The organism is Psychrobacter sp. W2-37-MNA-CIBAN-0211 (assembly GCF_040309405.1).
Lineage (GTDB): Bacteria > Pseudomonadota > Gammaproteobacteria > Pseudomonadales > Moraxellaceae > Psychrobacter > Psychrobacter glaciei.
In genome coordinates, this window is the sequence record NZ_JBEOOU010000091.1 from 1 (window position 1) to 297 (window position 297).

General features: G+C 55.6%; 1 protein-coding gene. It reads left to right on the forward strand.

Going from position 1 to position 297, the window contains the following annotated elements:
* Positions 1-297, forward strand: a 297-nt coding sequence (locus AAEY72_RS14420) for a hypothetical protein (RefSeq protein ID WP_352311197.1), incomplete at both ends; no start/stop codon positions are given.

Genomic DNA, 297 nt, shown 5'->3' on the forward strand with positions numbered 1-297 from the left:
TTTCTGGGCAACAAAACCCTGAACGCCGAGCAGCAGAACGAGATCAATCGCCTGCTGGGCATTTACACCCGCCTGAAATACGGTAAAGCCGCGCTCGAAACCCTGCGTGAACTGGTGGAGATCCCTACGTTCAACGTAGACGGCCTGCCACAGTACAAAAACCCGGAATTCCTCAAGATCGCCGCGAAGATCGAGGCCCTGGCCAAGTCCTTCAACCTGAACTTCCGTAACGTCGATAGCCGCGTGTACGAAATCTCCTTGGAAGGCAGCGGTGATGAAGTCGTGGGTGTGCATGCC